16 protein-coding genes are annotated in these 15,670 nt (G+C 60.3%); 7 read left to right on the forward strand and 9 right to left on the reverse strand.

All coding sequences use genetic code 11. The features are described from left to right. Positions 1–152: 152 nt before the first annotated feature. The 5 genes from R2669_RS20530 to R2669_RS20550 all read right to left on the reverse strand — a co-directional run bounded on the left by R2669_RS20530 (position 153) and on the right by R2669_RS20550 (position 5,565). On the reverse strand, positions 153–1,274 hold the full coding sequence (locus R2669_RS20530) for a glycosyltransferase family 4 protein (protein WP_316901952.1): 1,122 nt from the start codon (positions 1,272–1,274) through the stop codon (positions 153–155). 36 nt (positions 1,275–1,310) lie between these two features. Continuing rightward, entirely contained in the window at positions 1,311–2,399 is a 1,089-nt protein-coding gene (locus R2669_RS20535; RefSeq protein WP_316901877.1) for a glycosyltransferase, read from the reverse strand. 10 nt (positions 2,400–2,409) lie between these two features. After that, positions 2,410–3,507 (reverse strand): hypothetical protein, encoded by a 1,098-nt coding sequence (locus tag R2669_RS20540; protein ID WP_316901878.1) that lies wholly within the window; start codon positions 3,505–3,507, stop codon positions 2,410–2,412. A 269-nt stretch (positions 3,508–3,776) separates the two neighbouring features. Beyond that, positions 3,777–4,577, reverse strand: a complete 801-nt coding sequence (locus tag R2669_RS20545) for a glycosyltransferase family 2 protein (protein ID WP_316888303.1) — start codon at positions 4,575–4,577, stop codon at positions 3,777–3,779. Between the two features lie 136 nt (positions 4,578–4,713). Next, positions 4,714–5,565 carry a hypothetical protein gene (locus tag R2669_RS20550; protein WP_316888302.1) on the reverse strand — a complete coding sequence of 284 codons (852 nt, stop codon included), beginning with the start codon at positions 5,563–5,565 and terminating at the stop codon, positions 4,714–4,716. Positions 5,566–5,712: 147 nt separating this feature from the next. On the opposite strand from R2669_RS20550, the gene R2669_RS20555 reads away from it, so the two are divergent. The 4 genes from R2669_RS20555 to R2669_RS20570 all read left to right on the forward strand — a co-directional run bounded on the left by R2669_RS20555 (position 5,713) and on the right by R2669_RS20570 (position 10,241). Continuing rightward, on the forward strand, positions 5,713–7,101 hold the full coding sequence (locus R2669_RS20555; protein WP_316901879.1) for a phosphomannomutase/phosphoglucomutase: 1,389 nt from the start codon (positions 5,713–5,715) through the stop codon (positions 7,099–7,101). A 43-nt stretch (positions 7,102–7,144) separates the two neighbouring features. Next, complete coding sequence (gene waaC / locus R2669_RS20560; RefSeq protein WP_316901880.1) at positions 7,145–8,143, forward strand: lipopolysaccharide heptosyltransferase I; 999 nt, start codon at positions 7,145–7,147, stop codon at positions 8,141–8,143. Then, the gene (gene waaA / locus R2669_RS20565) at positions 8,143–9,459 is read left to right on the forward strand and encodes a lipid IV(A) 3-deoxy-D-manno-octulosonic acid transferase (protein WP_316901881.1); all 1,317 of its coding nucleotides are present in this window, start codon (positions 8,143–8,145) and stop codon (positions 9,457–9,459) included. The genes waaC and waaA overlap by 1 nt, the downstream gene beginning before the upstream one ends. Before the next feature lie 101 nt (positions 9,460–9,560). Beyond that, positions 9,561–10,241 (forward strand): META domain-containing protein, encoded by a 681-nt coding sequence (locus R2669_RS20570; protein ID WP_316901882.1) that lies wholly within the window; start codon positions 9,561–9,563, stop codon positions 10,239–10,241. Here the strand turns inward: R2669_RS20570 and R2669_RS20575 are convergent, their stop codons facing one another. The 4 genes from R2669_RS20575 to R2669_RS20590 form a co-directional block, all read right to left on the reverse strand. Beyond that, entirely contained in the window at positions 10,242–11,678 is a 1,437-nt protein-coding gene (locus tag R2669_RS20575; RefSeq protein WP_316901953.1) for a TolC family outer membrane protein, read from the reverse strand. 145 nt (positions 11,679–11,823) lie between these two features. Beyond that, a complete protein-coding gene (locus tag R2669_RS20580) occupies positions 11,824–12,156 on the reverse strand; it encodes a rhodanese-like domain-containing protein (RefSeq protein ID WP_027677994.1) in 333 nt (110 codons plus the stop codon). Positions 12,157–12,176: 20 nt separating this feature from the next. Beyond that, complete coding sequence (locus R2669_RS20585; RefSeq protein ID WP_186829324.1) at positions 12,177–12,827, reverse strand: protein-L-isoaspartate O-methyltransferase family protein; 651 nt, start codon at positions 12,825–12,827, stop codon at positions 12,177–12,179. A 95-nt stretch (positions 12,828–12,922) separates the two neighbouring features. Next, a complete protein-coding gene (locus R2669_RS20590) occupies positions 12,923–13,666 on the reverse strand; it encodes a TetR/AcrR family transcriptional regulator (RefSeq protein ID WP_316888294.1) in 744 nt (247 codons plus the stop codon). 181 nt (positions 13,667–13,847) lie between these two features. Here R2669_RS20590 and R2669_RS20595 point away from each other — a divergent pair, with 181 nt between their 5' ends. The 3 genes from R2669_RS20595 to R2669_RS20605 are packed head-to-tail and all read left to right on the forward strand — an operon-like array spanning position 13,848 to position 15,639. Next, the gene (locus tag R2669_RS20595; protein WP_316874298.1) at positions 13,848–14,105 is read left to right on the forward strand and encodes a YkgJ family cysteine cluster protein; all 258 of its coding nucleotides are present in this window, start codon (positions 13,848–13,850) and stop codon (positions 14,103–14,105) included. A 6-nt stretch (positions 14,106–14,111) separates the two neighbouring features. Then, the gene (locus tag R2669_RS20600) at positions 14,112–14,705 is read left to right on the forward strand and encodes a DUF1439 domain-containing protein (RefSeq protein ID WP_316888292.1); all 594 of its coding nucleotides are present in this window, start codon (positions 14,112–14,114) and stop codon (positions 14,703–14,705) included. Between the two features lie 52 nt (positions 14,706–14,757). Beyond that, entirely contained in the window at positions 14,758–15,639 is an 882-nt protein-coding gene (locus R2669_RS20605; RefSeq protein WP_316901883.1) for an undecaprenyl-diphosphate phosphatase, read from the forward strand. Positions 15,640–15,670 lie beyond the last annotated feature (31 nt).

The raw sequence follows: 15,670 nt of genomic DNA on the forward strand, positions 1-15,670 counted from the left end.
CATCGCGTGGACAGTTGTCGCCTGACCGGTATCCAGCAACAGCGGTCCCCCCATCCCTCCAAGGCCAAACTGAAGCGGCCCTGTGATTTGGAGCCGGTCAACCGTCTTGAGGCATCTACCAGCTCACCAGTTACCATCCGAGATGGGCTGCTTTAGGCGTTGCGTCTCGCGGCGACGCATCTTAGAAATACCTTGTATGTTTGTGCCGCCATGGCCGATATTTCGAACAGCTGCTCATAGCGACGTCGAGCCGCGCTGCCGAGAGCTTGCCTAAGTGCGGGGTCCGAAGACAAAGTGCGAAAGGCGTCTGCGAGTGCACTCGGATCGCGGTGGTTCACTAGCCAGCCCGATTCCCCGTGTACAAGCTGCTCGCGAATGCCTGGTAAGTCGCTTGCAATAATCGGTAACCCTGCGCGCATGGCTTCCAAAATGGAAATCGGTAGACCTTCGTGATCCGATAGCAATACAAAGAGTTGTGCGCTCGCCAGTAAGGAAGGAATGTTGTCAACATTACCCGCAAATTGAACCCTGGCCCCCACCTTAGCATCTTCGGCCTGCCGGGAGAGGGACTCACGCTGTGGCCCATCGCCTGCGACCACCACGTGAGCTGCGGGTGGAAAGCCCGCTGTAGCAACGGCTTGGATTAGCAGGTCTGGCCTTTTCGGCGCGGCAAGTCTCGCTGTCATGACCACCCTTGTAACAGGTGCGTCGGGGTGGCTGCGTTGAGGGACGTCTTCTACACCATTACGGATTACGTTGACTCGAGAGCGTTGAATTGGCAACGTACGAGCCATACGAGCCTCCTCATCGGACACGCAGATCATCTGGGCTGTCAGTGGCGCTAATGCATACTCCGCCAGCTTGGCGGCCCAGCGTTGCTTCCATGGTGCTGCTTTCTTAAACCCAAATCCGTGAACTGTGTAGATAACCGGAATCTTGAGCCACAAGCCAGCCAAGCGCGCGACCGCACCGCCTTTTGCGCTATGGGCGTGGATAAAATCGACTGAACTACCCTGCAAAGCTCTGACCACATTTCTAACCGCTTTCAGCATGTGGATTGGCGAAAGCGAATTGGTCAGCGACTCGATTTGGACTGTCTGTGCGCCGAGCGCCTTCATTTGGCCGAACAGCGGCCCGCTGCCACCAGCCACGAGTATTCCGTCGATGCGGTTTCGAAGGCGAGCATAAAGGTCCCGAACGTGACTTTGTGCTCCGCCTATCTCGCTTTCGGTGATAATAAAGGCGACTTTTATGCGCCTACAATTTTGATGCATCACATTGAGTGTCTATTGAGAGAATTGGCCGGTAAATCAAAGGCCTAACCGTCGGTACTCGGATTCCCATTTTGCGAAGATACTATCGCTGCCAAAGTTTTTTATGATGTGGTGACGTCGCGCGAGTCTATCAGACGGGCGATCTTCTTCTAATATGCACTGCTCCATTGCTTCAGCAATCGCTTCAATATCGGTGGGGCACACAAGCCTCCCGTATCGCCCGATGACCTCTCTTAGGCCGGGCACATCAGCGCCAACGATCGGCAAGCCGACCGCCATCGCCTCAGCGGCGGCTAATCCAAAGCCCTCATAATTAGAAACCAATACAAATGCATCGGCATCGCGTAGCGAAGTTGGGACATCGGCGTTCCCGCCAGCAAATGTTACCGCGCTTGATATTCCGAGGGTCTCAGCCAATACTTTACATTCAGGAAGCAGCGGGCCTGCGCCCAGCAGCATTAGCTGAGTGTTTGGGTGATCTCCATGGACTCTCGAAAAAGCTCTCAGGAGTGTGATATGGTTTTTCTCGGGCCGAAATTGTGCGACGCATATATACGTAAAAATTCCATCCGATTTCGCTGGCCGGTTGTCTTGAAACCTGAACCTAGCGGCATCGATACCATTAGGTATGCACTTTGCCCTATCTGCGCAAAATAGTCGTTGCGCGACATAGGTCCTCGTCGCTTCTTCACTCACATTCGTCGAAAGGTCTGGTGCCGATCGAGTTATGCGTTGTAGGAAATTGAGTAGTCTTCCGCCCTCATGGACACTATGAGCTGTTGCAATCATTTTGATTTCAGGTAGGGTCCATTTGATCAATGAAATAAGGATGGTTGCGTGGATCATGTGCGAGTGAACTACCGTCGGACGCCACTCACGGAGGAGATTTCGGCAGCGCCACATCGCTTGAGGAAGTTCCCATATCGAGCTCATCCGCAGGCACGCTGTCGCCACGCCGGACGCCTCAAATTCAGGCACTAGGCCATCGTGGCCATCAACTAAATAGATAACTCCTACCCTGTGGCCGAGTCTGGAGAAATGGGTGGCTTGGCTTAAGCACACCAATTCGGCTCCAGCGCGATTTAATCCCGTAATAACGTACACCAGATCCCGAGGGGCATTCATAACGTTCTCTTCAGTTCGTCGGTCGCTTACAAAGCTGAGCTGTTATAGTTGCCAAGAGTAAATCAACCAACGCGAGAGTAAATAGGAAGACGGCTACCGACGATGCCTCCCGAAGTAGAGCAGTGGCAAAAACTGCGCCGACGGTTTGGCTCAGGAGGAGGCGCGTGGCAAGCACAAAATTGCCGGCGGCTAGCACGCGCATATACAACGTTGCAGAGAACGCGACCCTCACTCCAGTAAGAGCCGCAGCCAGTGTGAGCAATTCGCCATTCTCTGAAAAAAGTTGGGCTAGCGATGCGTGCGAAACGTGGATATAGAGTTTCAGTGCAGCCATTGTTCCCACGCTGATGACCACGGCAATAAAAAGATTGACGCCGATGACCTCAGTCGTTGGCCGCTCACGAAAATCTCGGCCCAGTGTCGGCAATATGTAGCCGAGCACGGCCGAGACAATGCCCATCGCAGCCCTCGAGACTTTTTCTGCGGCGAGTGCTGGACTAGCTAAAGGCGCTGCAACAGCCGCTCCCACAGAGACGGGCAGGATGTTTCGTCCGGCAGCTTGTATGATTGCCGAACGATAAGCTGCAAAATGCCGCGCGTGAATGCGCAATCGTTTTAGCCTGGGTATAGGCACTGCAGCCAAGAGGCCGATACGGCGCGCGATCACTAACTGACCGGCGGATTGCAGTACACTCGCAATCCCCAAACACACCAACGCTGTACCTGCACTCTTTGTTGGGAGCAGCATGAATGTGAGTAATCCTGCCGCACGAGTGAAGCTCTCAGTTAACGCTATCAGCACATATCTTTCCGATGAAATGAATACCCATCCAAAGCTAAAAGCCATTGACGCTGACATTATGAGGGTCAGGCCGAAGTTGTTCCAACCCACGATGGTGTAGCGTGTGGCAATGGCAATCAATAAAGTCTGGATCGCAAATAGCGGTAGTCGAATCGATACCGCATATCGCGACAGTGCCGTGAGACGAAGTGGGGTTGCGCAATGCGCCAAGCGCTGTGGGACCCACAAGGCGAATCCCGCCTCCCCCACGGCTGCTAGCAATGCTGCGACACCTTGAGCCGCAAGGACAACTCCGAGGTCATGCACATGGAGTTTGCTGCTAAGAACCCAAAGCTCGAGAAGGGCGCATATCGAAGATGAGACCGTGATTACTGACGCGCGACTCAGCTTAAGGAGTATTGAAGGAAGATGCCGAAGCATAATTTTTTGTGATGGCTGGCCTGGTAGGGTGCGTCAACAAGCGGTCAATGCAGAAACGCGACGCCAGCGACTCTACGTCAAGGCGCGCTATCGGCGCTCGTCATCTGCGCTAGTACGGATCGATTTTGCACTTGGCATGTTCAATGGGCGGCGGATCAGTTCTTGAGTGCTTTTCTTTTGAATAGCTTTGCTGCTCGAAAGTAAAGACATTGGAACGCGCGGATTGCGTACTTTATCTTAAGTAGTGGTGATTTTTCTCTTTTAACTTGATCGATATAGAAAAGTAGAAATCCTTTTGGATTATTTCTGAGTGTGGCGGTGAAATTGCTGGTGTATCCGTCAATCAAATAATCGCATAAATATATGGCGATTCGAGGGAAAAAAAGTATATTTCCAGTATCGCTAATTTTATTCCATATGTAAAGTTCGGGTACGAACTTCTCTCCCGGTATTTGAGGGAAAGGATTGCCTTGCATTGCGGCCCTTTTGAAGACGTACGCTAAGTCACCTCGAAACATCTTTCCCGCATCGTTCGCAGTTGCGTATATTGAGTCTAGTGCGATTTCGCGGCCAACAAGTGTCCCGTCAAATTTAACCTTCCTAAAGCAGAGGCCGCTTAATTTTGCATGGTCAGACTCTGCGAACTTATCGCTGATGTTCCGGATAGCATCTTCGGTGATAGCATCATCACTATCCACAATAAAAATAATGTCGCCTTGAGCGTGGGTTACGCCCGTGTTGAGCGCTATATGTTTTCCTGCATTACGCTGGAATATATATTGAACTCGAATGGCGTTCGCTTGTTGCCAGTTTTTGATTAGCTCAGATGTTGCGTCTGAGCTGCCGTCATCGACGACGACCCACTCGAAATCCTGGTGCGTCTGTTTCAGAAGACTTTCGTATAACCTTGGTAAGGTTGATGCCCGATTAAACGTGGGCGTTACAATAGTAATCACTGGATAGCTTGTATGGGGGCGGAAATCCGCCCGGGAGTTCGGGGCCAAGCAAATACGTAGGTTCCCTCGTGACATCATAGCGGCCGATTCACTGCTTGCCGGGGCAGTACGCGAGATTACAAGTGCCGCAGGGCGCCTATGCGATGTCGTCAGAATTTCTGAGCAGTGCTAAACCGGCTCCCGCAACAAGACCTAAGAGCGCGCCTGCGGCTATAAACATCGTTGTGCTTGGTGTTTGGGAGCGCGCGGGGACATAGACCGGGCCGATCGCTCTTGTAGGGTAGCTACGCAGCGGGGAAAGGGCATCTTCATAGACAGCGACTTCCTGCTGCAACGTGACAATCTGCTCGCTCAGAAGCGCTGCCATATTCGTCATTAGTACATCGCGAGCGCTATTGATTCCCGTGCTTCCTCGCGGAGTCGCAGAATTTAGTCCGCGTTCGGTCATCGCATAGTTCTGTTGAGTTGCCTTGAGCCTAGCCGTTGCGCTAACCAAGCTGTCTTGCATCGTCTTCGTCGCTTGCTCAAACAGTTCGCGGTGTGCGGCTGAAAAGACCCTGAAGGCTGCCTCCAACGCTGCGGCTGCTTGCTCCCGCGAGTAGGCCGAGACCTGCGCGTTGACTACATTTGGGCCACGGCCGGGTGTGGCCTTAAGGGTATCGAAAATCAGGTTTGCCTGAGCACTTCCCGTGGGTTGTAGTCCCAATTCTTTAATGACTTGAAGGCGATAACCTGGCGTGTTGTATCGGTCCGCTGCCGTCAATTGGTTCTCGATGGGTAGAGACGTGAGCCCGTTTCTGCTGACTGTGGTCACCTGCCCCAATTGAATAGCCATCGTGGCTACCCACCGCGGATGAACTACTTGTGACGTCAAAAAGCCGGCCGCCATTCCGCCAACGACTGACGCAAGGATCAACCTGGACGAGTTCGCGAACAGGCGGGCGAGTTCCGATAGTGAAAGTGATTTGCTCGTAACGACGGTGCGCATGTGGTTTGCTTTCTCCCATTCAATACCGATTGTAACGCGCCTCGCGCGGGATCCCACCGGTCGGGAGATGTGCATCCATGCGCTTCCGGTTTGAGGGGATACGATCGACACGGTTTACAATTGGCTCTTTACGTTGGTCATCCTCCCATGAGCAGCATCAACCCCACCATCTTCAAAGCCTACGACATCCGCGGCATCGTCGGAAAAACCGTAGACGCTGAAACCGCGCGCCTGATCGGCCGTGCCTTCGGCTCCGCAGCACGCGCCAAAGGCGAATCCGCCGTCGTCATCGGTCGCGATGGCCGCCTGTCGGGCCCTGAACTGCTGGCGGCGTTGGCGGACGGCCTGCGCGCCAGCGGCGTCGATGTGATTGATCTGGGTCTTGTGGCCACGCCGATGGTCTACTTCGGCACGAACATCGAGTTGGCCGGCCGTCGCGCCACGTCAGGCGTGATGGTCACGGGCAGCCACAACCCGCCCGACTACAACGGCTTCAAGATGGTGCTGGCGGGCCAGGCCATCTACGGCGAACAGATTCAAGCCCTGCGCACGCGCATCGAACAGGGCGATTTCACTGAAGGCGCCGGCGCCTACGTCCAGGTGGATATCCGCCAACAGTACATCGACCGAATTGTCTCGGACGTCAAGGTGAGCCGCCCGATGAAGATTGCCGTGGACTGCGGCAACGGTGTGGCAGGCGCCTTTGCGCCGGAGCTGTTCCGTGCGATGGGCTGCGAGGTGACGGAGTTGTTCTGCGAGGTGGATGGCCATTTCCCAAATCACCATCCGGACCCGGCCCACGTCGAGAACCTGCAGGACCTCGTGCGCACGCTGCAGACCACGGACTGCGAGCTCGGCCTCGCGTTCGATGGCGACGGCGACCGCCTGGGCGTGGTGACCAAGGACGGCCAGGTCATCTTCCCCGACCGCCAGTTGATGCTGTTCGCGCAGGAAGTCCTGTCGCGCAACCCGGGCGGCGAAATCATCTTCGACGTGAAGTGCACGGGCAAATTGGCGCCCTTCATTCGTGAGCACGGCGGCAAGGCCACGATGTGGAAGACGGGCCATTCTCTCGTCAAGGCCAAGCTCAAGGAAACGGGCGCTCCGCTGGCCGGCGAGATGAGCGGCCACATTTTCTTCAAAGACCGCTGGTATGGTTTCGACGACGGGCTTTACACGGGTGCGCGCCTGCTGGAAATTGTGTCGCGCCTGGCCGATCCGAGCGCTACGCTCAACGCGCTGCCGAACTCGCACTGCACGCCTGAGCTGCAACTGAAGTGCGCCGAGGGTGAATCCTTCAAACTGCTCGACAAGATCAAAGCCAACGCGACGTTTGCCGGCGCGAAGGAAGTCAACCGCATCGATGGCGTGCGCGTGGAATACGAAGATGGCTTTGGCCTGGCGCGTCCGTCGAACACCACGCCGGTCGTGGTGATGCGCTTCGAGGCTGACAACGATGCCGCGATGGCTCGCATCCAAGGCGAATTCCGTCGCGTGATCCTGGCCGAGAAGCCGGACGCGCAACTGCCGTTCTGATCGCACGGTCCGCACTCATGAAGTTGGGGGAAAGGGTGACGGCATGCGTGTGCTGATCGTCAAGGTATCGTCGCTTGGCGATGTGGTGCATTGCACGCCGGTGGTGGCCGATATCCTGCGTGCGTATCCGGATGCCGAAATCGACTGGGTAGTCGAGGAGGGTTTCGCCGGCATCGTCCGCATCGTGCGTGGCGTGCAGGGCGTGATTCCGTTTGCGCTGCGCCGGTGGCGCAAGTCGTTGGGCTCCGGCAAGACCTGGGGCGAGGTGACGGCGTTCCGTCGCGCGTTGCGATCCAAGTCGTACGACGCGGTGCTCGACACGCAAGGGCTTATCAAAACGGCGCTGGTGGCTGCGCAGGCCAAGCTGGCGCCGGGTGGTTTCGTGGCGGGCTTCGGCAATCGGACGGAAGGCGCAGGCTATGAGTCGCTTGCGAAGCTGTTCTACCAACGCAAGGTCGAAATGGAACCGCACATCCACGTGGTCGAGCGCTCGCGCCGCATGGTGGCGGGGGCGCTCGGTTACGCGCTGCCTGATGCCATCGACTTCGGTTTGCAGCCGCCCGCCGACTTGCCGTTCAATCTGCCACGTCCGTACGTGGCACTGGTGCATGCGACTTCGCGCGCCGACAAAGGTTGGCCGCTCGAGGCGTGGGTGGATGTTGCACGCGCGCTGCTTGCACGCGACTACGCCATCGCCTTGCCGTGGGGCAGCGAGACCGAGCGACGCACGAGTGAATCCATCCGCGAAGCCATCGTCGCGGCGGTGCCGGGTACGGTCGGACGCGTGGTGATTCCGCCGCGCATGTCGCTGCCCGATGTGACGGCGTTTCTCGATCAAGCGACGGCAGTGGTGGGCGTGGACACCGGCCTCGTGCACATTGCCGCTGCACTGTGCAAGCCGACCGTGGCGCTTTACAACTTCACCACGTCGTGGCGTACCGGTGGTTATTGGACGCCCAACGTGCACGACATCGGCAACGCCGATGCCCATCCCACCAGCGCGCAGGCGCTTGATGCGCTGCGTGCGCTGAGTGTGCTCTGATGCTGCGCCTCCTGTATCGCTGGTTGTGGCGCATTGCGCTGCCGTTCGCATTGGTGCGCCTGTGGTGGCGCGGTCGCAAGGAGCCCGGTTATCGCCAGCACGTCGGCGAGCGGCTGGGCTTCTACCCGCCGCGTCCGAATCCGGATCGTCCGTTACTGTGGGTGCATGCCGTGTCGGTTGGCGAGACGCGCGCCGCACAGCCGCTCATCGATGCGCTGTTGGCGCGTTTTCCGCACCATGCGGTCCTGCTGACGCACATGACGCCGACAGGCCGCCGTACCGGCGCCGAATTCGCGGCGCAACGCAGCGGTCGCGTCATCCAGGCGTATCTTCCGTACGATTTGCCGAGCGCAGTCGATCGGTTTCTGCGCCATTTCCAGCCGCGCCTCGGCTTGCTGATGGAGACCGAGATCTGGCCGGTGCTGATCGACCGCGCCTATACGGCCGGTGTGCCGATGGTGCTCGTCAACGGGCGCCTGTCTGCGCGCAGCCACCGGCGTACCGCACGTCTTGGCGATGCAGCCCGCCAGACGTACGCGCAACTCGCCGCGGTACTGGCCCAGACGCCCGACGATGCCGATCGCTACCGTTCGCTTGGCGTGCCGCGCGTGCGCGTGACGGGCAACCTGAAGTTCGACATCACACCGCATGTGGACCAGATCATGGCCGGCCGCGCGCTTCACGATGCGCTGCGTGGCCGATCGGCATGGGTGGCGGCCAGCACGCGCGAGGGCGAAGAGGCGCTGCTGTTGGATGCCTGGCAGGCGCATCGCGCGCAGCATGTGGGGCGCCGGCACGCGTTGTTGATTCTCGTGCCGCGTCATCCCCAGCGTTTTGATGAAGTGGCCCAAGCTGCAGAACGCGCAGGCTTGCGGGTGGTGCGTCGCAGTGCGTTGTCGGTGTCGGCGGCGGGGGTGGCAGAGGTCGATGCGCTTGCCGATGCTGACGTGCTGCTCGGGGATTCGATGGGCGAGATGGCGTTGTATTACGCGGCTGGTGAAGCGGCGTTTATCGGCGGCAGCCTGCTCCCGCTGGGTGGGCAGAACTTGATCGAGGCTTGCGCGGTTGGCACGCCCGTCGTCATCGGCCCGCATACGTTTAACTTCGCGCAGGCGACACGCGATGCCGTCGCAGCAGGTGCGTGCGAGCAGGTAGCAGATGCCGCTGCGGTGATACGTGTGATCGACGCGTGGCTCTCGGATGCCGATGCGCGCGAGAACGCATCGCGTGCCGCGCTGGCGTTTGCGGCCACACACGGAGGTGCAACGGCGCGCACGGTAGAAGCGGTGGCGTCGTTGGTCTTGCCCACGTTGTAAGGCGGCGCACCTCCGGCACGAAAAGTGCGAACTCATGGCGAGCCGGGCAGACTAACGGCTCTTCATGTGGTTTGCATTCCGTCACTGTTCACGACCCGTTCATGTCCCAACCGAATCGTCCCAAGCCGAGCCTGTTGCAAACGCCGCGCCGCGTGGTGCTGACCGCCGTGGCGCTGGCCGCGATGACCGCCGCCACCATCATCGGTGCCGGCTGCATGACACCGACGCCTTCATCCGCGCCGTCTTCGGCGGCCCCCGTTGCCGCATCAGCGCCGGCAGCTGAAACCAAACAGACGCCCGCCAATGCAACGCCCAATCCGGGCCAGGCGACGCTCGCGCAAGCGCAGGGCGAAGGCCGCTCGCGCTTCGTGCTGGTGCGTTGGCAGGAGTCGGGCGCCGCGCCCAAGGAATTGCCTTCCGCGGAAGGCGACGACGCTGATCCCGCTACGCAGCCGATTTCCATCGAATTCAGCGCTGGCCTAGAGGCACCCAACGGCGTGGTGTCCGGCTATTCGGGCTGCAATCGCTTCTCGGGGCCGTATGAGAAGCTGGCCTCCGGCATGCGGTTCGGCAATCTCGTGTCGACGCGCATGGCGTGCGACCCGGCCCGTATGGAGCTGGAGACAGCGTTCCTGGAGGCGCTCAAATCACCGCTGGCGACCGTCGGTATGCAGCCGTCGGCCAACGGCAAGCAGGGCCGCCAGGTCATCTGGAAAACGAGCAGCGGCGCGCTGCTGCAGTTTGCCGAGCGGCCTCTGCCACCGCGCGGCCAGACCCACTGATCAGCGTTTGGCGGATTTGCCGGCAGGTTTCGCCGATTCAGGTTTGGCGCTTGCCGGCGGCAACGCGGTGATATCGCTCGAGCCGTTGGCCGTGAGCAGCGTGTTCACCTGGATCACGTCTGCCTCGGTCAGCGAGCCGGCGGCGGACTTCAGCCGCAGCCCGTTGACGATGGTGTCGTAACGCGCGCGGGCCAGATCGCGGCGTGCCTGAAAGAGCTGCGCCTGGGAATTCAGCACATCGGTGCCGATACGGACGCCCACACCGTAGGCGAGCTGATTGGAGTCGTACGCCGTGCGCGCCGACAGCTCGGCCGCTTCCAGCGCTTTCACCTGCGCCAGTCCGGCAATGACGCCGATATAGGCTTGCCGTGCGCCTTGTTCGGCAGAACGGCGGGCGAACTCAAGATCGTTTGCGGCCTTGGTTTCCAGCGCGATGTTTTCACGCACGCGCGACTGGATCGCACCGCCCGCGAAGATCGGAATCGACACCTGCACGCCAATCTGTGAACTGTCAAAGCGCGCACCGCCCGGCAGCGACGGCAGGTATTGGTTGCCGCTGGCATTGGTGTGGCCGGTCTGCGCCACGAGGTCGACCGAAGGCAGGTGGCCCGCGGTGGCCTTCTTCACATCGCGCTCTGCACTTTGCAGGTTGTATTGCGCCAGTGCCACCTGCAGGTTGCTGCTGCGCGCCTGGTCCACCCAAGGTTCCGCTGAAGCAGGCTCCGGCTCGGGGATCGTGACGCCGGGGCGCACGCCGGCCAGCGTGCCAACGGGTTCGCCGATGATCTGCTTGAGCGCCGACTGCTTGATCTCGAAGTCGCTGCGTGCGGCGATGACGCTGGCGTCGATCGCATCGCGACGTGCCTGCGCGTCGTTCGCGTCGGTGATGTTGGCGTTGCCGACGTCGAAGTTGCGGCGCGCCTGTTCGTACTGCTGCTGGATCGCATCGCGCTGCGCGGTGGCGAGCTGCAGCGTGTCCTGCGCGTTGAGCACGTCAAAGTAGGCCTGCGCGGTGCGCGTGATCAGGTCGAGCTGCGCCTGTGCCAGTGAGGCTTCGGCCGCTTGCGCGGCAATCTCGCCTTGCTTGTAGGTTTCCCAGCGGTCCCAGCGGAAGAGCGGTTGCGACAGCGACAGCGTCCAGCCCGTCGACGAAAACGTCTTGTTGAATTCAGCCGGGGCGGTTTGATCGAAGATGATGCGCGTGGAACTCCAGGCGCCGCCGATCTGCGGCAGCAACCCGGCGCGGCCCTGCGTGAGCTTTTCGCGTTGCGCCAGCGACTGCGCACGCGCCGATGCGAATTGCGGATCGTTGGCCAGCGCGGCGCGGTAGGCGGAGAGCAGGTCGGTTGCAGCGGCCGTGTTCGGTTGGGACTGCGCCCACGCGAACATCGGCATCATCGAACAGCACAGCACAACAAGCGAACCGCGCGCGGCCATCCGCGTACGGCTACTGCGAGCAACAGTCATAAAGCCCCCGAGCGAGGAGGAAACGTTCGCGTTCGGAAGGCAGCGCGGGCGCGTCAGACCCTGTTCAGTGCCTGTGGAGCGTGAACAGGGCTTTGCCCGGCGGCGGCTTCCCCAATCAGTACGTCGCCATCTGCGGGTCTACCTGGTTGGCCCAGGCATGGACGCCGCCTTGCAGGTTGTAGACGCGCGCAGCATCAAAGCCGGCACGTTGAATCAGAAACTGAGCAACCTGCGCGCTGCGCCCGCCGTGGTGGCAGATGCAGACGATGTCTTGGTCAGCATTCAGCTCGCTGGCACGTGCCGGGATCTGGTCCATCGGGATGTGCGTGATGCCGGGAATGGCACAGATTTCCACCTCCTCCGTCCAGCGCACGTCGAGCAGGACGGGCTTCGCGCGCGATGCGTCGGCGAGCCATTGGGCGAGAGCGGTGGGAGCGAGCTGCTGCATGATGATTGGGGGCCGAGTGATCAGAAGCGGAAGGGCGACGGCGCGGGAACGCCCACCAGCGGCGTCACGTAGGTCTCGAACAGGTTGCGCGTCTGATATTCGGTGTTGGAGATGCGCGTGATGAGCTGCGCTTCCATGATTGGCGCGCCGCCCACGAAAATCGACAGCCGACCACCCACCTTGAGCTGCTTGAGCAGCGCCTCCGGCACGGCGGGCACCGAGCCCGACACGCAGATGACGTCGTAGACGCCATCGCCCCAGCCTTGCGCGCCGCTGGCTTCGACCACGTCGACATTGGTGACGCCGTTGCGCGAGAGATTGTCGCGAGCGAAGGCGACGAGTTCCGGCACGATGTCGAGCGTGGTGACCTGGCGGCCGCGATGGGCGAGCAGGGCAGCCATGTAGCCGGAGCCAGCACCGACTTCCAGTACGTCTTCGTGCTTGCGCACGGCCAGCTCTTGCAGCACGCGAGCTTCAACGCGCGGCGCTAGCATGTTCTGGCCGCCGGCCAGTGGGATTTCCATGTCGACGAAGGCCAGCGCGCGGTAGGCCTCGGGCACGTAGTGTTCGCGCTTGACCACCGCCAGCAGGTCGAGAACGTCGGTATCGAGCACGTCCCAAGGACGGATTTGTTGCTCGATCATGTTGAACCGGGATTTTTCGATGTCCATGGGCATGCCTTCCACGCGGAGCGAGTGATGCAAATGAGGGTTTGACGACAAACCCGGCATTTTAGCAAGTCCGGAGGACATTCCGGCAGACGTTGTCATGACGACGCGCCTTTATCGACGCTACCCGCGCCTTCAGGTAACGCGCGCCACGGCTGTGCGGTCAGCGCAGGTGGCGGTGGAATCACGGCACCCATCACCGGATTCCGCAGCACGCCGTGCAGCAGCAGCGACACGACGTGAGCGATGAACGCCTTCGGTTCCAGCTCCCGGTGCGAGCAGGGGCCGAACGAGTGCTTCCACATCATCAGGAAGATCATCGGCGCGACCATCGTCAGCGTGGTGAGATCGACGTTGACGTCGCGGAATTCGCCGCGTGCCATGCCGCGTTCGAGGATGCGCGCGAACAGGCGGTCGCAGCGCTCGATGACTTCTTCGTGGTAGTACTGCGCCAGGTCGGGAAAGTTGCCCGACTCGGCCATCAGCAGCTTGGTGAGACCCGAAGCCGGCGATTCGCCGATGAGTTCCCACCAGCCCATCAGGATCTCGTGCAGCAGCGCTTCGCTGGTGCCGTCAAAGCTGTCGATCAGGGCTTCGCCCTCGGCCAGCGCGGGCACCAGGTTTTCCTGCACGACGGCCTTGAACAGCTCTTCCTTGTTGGCGAAGTATAGGTAGACCGTGCCTTTGGACACCCCGGCGGCCGATGCCACGTCTTCCAGCCGCGTGGCCGCATAGCCGCGCGCCACGAACAGGCTCAGCGCGGCGGCGACCAGTTCCTGGGGGCGGGCCTCTTTGCGGCGCGTCCAGCGTTTGGAGGAAGACTCGGAATCTTGATCAGTCACGGCGGTAGGGCATCGGTCAGTGCGCACGGTCACTGACTCACGGATAACTTACTTTCGGGTCATTAATGTACGCATGCGGCGGGAGCGGGTCAAGCGGCATCGGCATTTGTCAATCAGACTGGGCCTCGATTGTGCTGGTGCACAATAGCGGCTTCCGCCTGATTTCACTCGCCCGGACAGCATGGACTGTCGACCTCATTGCGGCGCGTGCTGCATCGCGCCTTCCATTTCCAGCCCCATTCCTGGCATGCCGAACGGCAAGCCGGCCGGCGTGCGCTGCGTGCAACTGGATGAGGCTAACGGCTGTCGTATCTTCGGTCAGCCGGAACGTCCGGCGGTCTGCAGCAGTCTCCAGCCGGAGCCCGACATGTGCGGAGGCTCGGCCACGCACGCCATGCAGTTTTTGACCCGACTTGAAATCGCTACCGCAGCGCGCTGATTTGTCATGACCGATTCCACGAAACCTGCTGCCCGCTCCAACCGCGTCCGCTGGTGGGCAGGTGCGGCCGCCGTTGCCGTGGCCATTGCCGTCACGCTTGTGGCTTGCATGCCGACCGGCTGGACCGGCGACGGATACACCTTTTCGCGCGGCCAGATGCAGGACGCTTTGGCGCGCAAGTTCCCGTTCCAGCGGCGCTTTCTCGGCTTCTTCGACGTGACGCTGTCGAACCCGCAGGTGTCGCTCGACCCTGCGCGCAATCGCATCGCCATCCAGGCGGATGCCGTGGTGCAGAGCGGGCTGTTCCGCCAGCCGCTGACGGGTCCGCTGGCTGTCTCCAGCGGCCTGCATTACGACGCCCCCACGCGTTCGATTCGCTTGGATCAGCCGACTGTCGATCGCTTCGACCTGCAGAACGTGCCCGGCGGTATCGGCCCGCAGATCAGCTCGATCGGGTCCTTGATTGCGGGCCAACTGCTCAATGACTACGCCGTCTACACGTTCAAGCCCGAACAGTTGAAAGTGGCTGGCATTGCCGTAGAGCCCGGTACAATCACGGTTTTGCCCGAAGGCGTGCACGTCCAGGCCAAGCGGCCCTGAGTTCTGCTGCACGCCCAGCGCTTCGTTTTCTTTTTCCCTCTTTGCTTACTGCATGGATATCGCACTCGCCATCAAAGCGCTGATTCTCGGCATCGTCGAAGGCCTGACCGAGTTCCTTCCCATTTCCAGTACCGGCCATCTGATCCTCGCTGGCCAGCTGCTCGACTTCAATGACGAAAAGGGCAAGATCTTCGAGATCGTGATTCAGTTCGGCGCCATCCTGGCGGTGTGCTGGGAGTTCCGTCACAAGATCATCGACGTGATCAAGGGTCTGCCGAATGATCCGCGTCAGCAGCGCTTTGCGATCAACGTGATCGTGGCGACGATCCCCGCAATCACGCTTGCGCTGATCTTCGGCAAGGCCATCAAGGCGCATCTGTTCAACCCCATCGTGGTGGCGTCGGCGTTCATCCTCGGGGGCTTCGTGATCCTGTGGGCTGAATGGCGTGAGCGCCGTCGCGGCCAGACGCATGACCCGCGCGCCAACGCGCTGCTCGAAGCCGCCAAGGCTGGCGCGCCGCGCATTGAAACGCTCGATGACCTGCGCATCTCCGATGCCATCAAGGTGGGCTTCGCGCAGTGCTTCGCGCTGATTCCGGGTACGTCGCGTTCGGGCTCGACCATCATCGGCGGCCTGCTGTTCGGCCTGTCGCGCAAGGTAGCGACGGAGTTCTCGTTCTTCCTGGCGATCCCCGTGATTTTTGGCGCGACGGTGTACGAGCTGTACAAGTCGCGCGCGCTGCTGTCGCCGGACGATCTGTCGATCTTCGCGGTGGGTTTTGTAGCTGCGTTCATCTCGGCGTTCTTCTGCGTGCGCTGGCTGCTGAAGTTCATCGCCACGCATGATTTCCGCGGCTTTGCGTGGTACCGGATCATCTTCGGCATCATCGTCCTGGTGACGGCCTATACGCACCTCATCGCCTGGCAGGCCTAAGCCACCGGCGAGCATTTCCCTTCCTCGGTGC

Origin of the sequence: Ralstonia edaphi (assembly GCF_958350185.1) — a bacterium.
Classification (GTDB): Bacteria; Pseudomonadota; Gammaproteobacteria; order Burkholderiales; family Burkholderiaceae; genus Ralstonia; species Ralstonia edaphi.